Here is a 1,851-nt window from a genome sequence, read left to right on the forward strand (position 1 = left end):
AAATCATTTTCTTCAATATCCAAAAATGATTCCATAGTTAAATCAATAAATTTTAATTCTTTTATTAAGTTATTCCTTCTACTTTTTCTTTTTAACAACTCTATTTTTTCATTGTTCTCTCCATTCAAGTTAATCACCTTCCTCATAGTACCCTCATTTATTTATACCCAACAAAATCTTCTGGTGAATGTCCAGGATACTGATTATACCTTCCTTTTTCCAATGGGCTTCCTTTTAAGTCATCAGCACCATGGAAGTGAGGACCTCGCCCAAATTTCATATACTCTTCTATTCTCAGTTGTTCCATCATAAATATCGACAGGTTTTTTGTGCTGAATAGAGTTAGGTATTCCTACTCTTCTTTTGGCATCCCTAAATGATCCATTCTTTGTTAAAAGCTTATCGATTTCACTCGGCCCCGTACCCCCACCACGAACAATCCCAACATTCTGACTTCTCACCAGCCTGCCGATCCCAATAATACTGGCAATGCTCAACCCGCTTGCCAATCCTTCCTGATCCGTCGGCACTTCATTTCCGAGATTATCAGTCCCTGTCAGATTGCCTTTGATGTCATTTGCTGCGATGAGTCCGTAGATGCCTTTTTTTCTGCAGTACCGATGTAGGACATGCCTTTGGCGCCTTTGTAGGCGTCCAGGCGTTGGATGCTTTGATGGTGCTGTTGACGGCTTTGGCGCCTTTCAGTCCCCGTCCGGCCCAGCCGACAATCGGGATGTAGCCTGCTGCGGCCATGCCGCCGGCCGCGATACGCTGGCTGGTGATGAGTTTTTCGCCGGTGACCGGGTCGATGCCTTCTTCTGCTCTGATGTAATATAGTATCGATTTTTCATGGAACTCATCTTCACAATTATTAACTCCAGAAAAAAGTGGTAAATTGCTTTAAACTGATCCCTTCTAAACAAGAGGATGAAGGGTACCGTTCCCAAAAAGCTAGTTCTGTTCTTCCATCTATATCTGCGAAAAATCATATAACTTGGATAATGATGGATTAATTGAATGTGCTTTTGGTTCTTCAAAAAGCCCCTTTAGCTATCACCACTGCCTTTCTTCCTTTTAGCCAATTTTTGTATCTACGTGTATCTACCAATATAAATCAAAATAAAACTCTTTTAAGGCTTCCCATTACTAGATGTTATTGATTTTGTATTTATAAATTTTTTAAAATTGTTGTGTTTAAATCACTGATCTCTGAGAAATGCCATTCAAACGTCGTTAGAATTCTATGAAGTTCCAATACCATTTTCTCTATTTCATCACCGCCGTTCTCATCCAATGAAATAAATTTGTTTAATATAATATCTAAATCTCTAGTTAACACTCTAAAATCCTCAAGGTTCTCGTACTGTTCATCTAGATCTTCTTTACTTACAATATTAATACTTGAATTAAGTTTATTTAGTATGTCCAATATTCCTTCTAACTTTTTATCCATATGAATTCCTCCACAATTTTTCCCACCCCTTGACTACTCGTCCAAGTGCTTTCTTAGTTATGACAGGGTTTAAAGTACCATATCTTAAAAGCTAAAAATAAAAAAGTTAGCCATTTAAAATCATATTAAACTACCTCTTTCTCTTTCATTTTTGGTAATTAACAGGCTGTTTTGTGCTTCATCATGCCGTAAACAATATTCACAAGCTTTGTCCCTTTTCCTTTTGCTACTTGCCTTTCCCACCAGAGCCAAAGTTAACAGGCGCAATAGCCGCAAATTGCGCTTATTTGTTAGCCTTTGAAAAACGCCATACGTCACCTATCCGCAATAAAAGCGGTAGCTGCAACAAGGTCAATGCCTGACGTGTAGTCTAGCTGAAAGTCTAGTAATCATTAACT

Annotated in this window: 3 protein-coding genes and 1 pseudogene; all 4 read right to left on the bottom strand. The window is 38.4% G+C overall.

Annotated features, from left to right (window positions below):
• Positions 1-242 precede the first annotated feature (242 nt).
• Positions 243-530: a hypothetical protein gene (locus tag AC52RT_RS04015; protein WP_495539557.1), complete on the bottom strand. Its 288-nt coding sequence runs from the start codon at positions 528-530 to the stop codon at positions 243-245.
• Positions 531-573: 43 nt separating this feature from the next.
• Positions 574-840, bottom strand: a complete 267-nt coding sequence (locus AC52RT_RS04020) for a pre-toxin TG domain-containing protein (protein WP_495539559.1) — start codon at positions 838-840, stop codon at positions 574-576.
• Between the two features lie 43 nt (positions 841-883).
• Positions 884-1,037: pseudogene (locus AC52RT_RS04025) on the bottom strand (IS110 family RNA-guided transposase); the annotation flags it as partial.
• Between the two features lie 131 nt (positions 1,038-1,168).
• Positions 1,169-1,453 (bottom strand): hypothetical protein, encoded by a 285-nt coding sequence (locus AC52RT_RS04030; RefSeq protein WP_495539558.1) that lies wholly within the window; start codon positions 1,451-1,453, stop codon positions 1,169-1,171.
• Positions 1,454-1,851 lie beyond the last annotated feature (398 nt).

The organism is Peribacillus sp. (assembly GCF_059453735.1).

Excerpts from the sequence above, each read along its gene's own strand:
- AC52RT_RS04030 (WP_495539558.1), bottom strand. The coding sequence starts at position 1,453 with ATGGATAAAAAGTTAGAAGGAATATTGGACATACTAAATAAACTTAAT.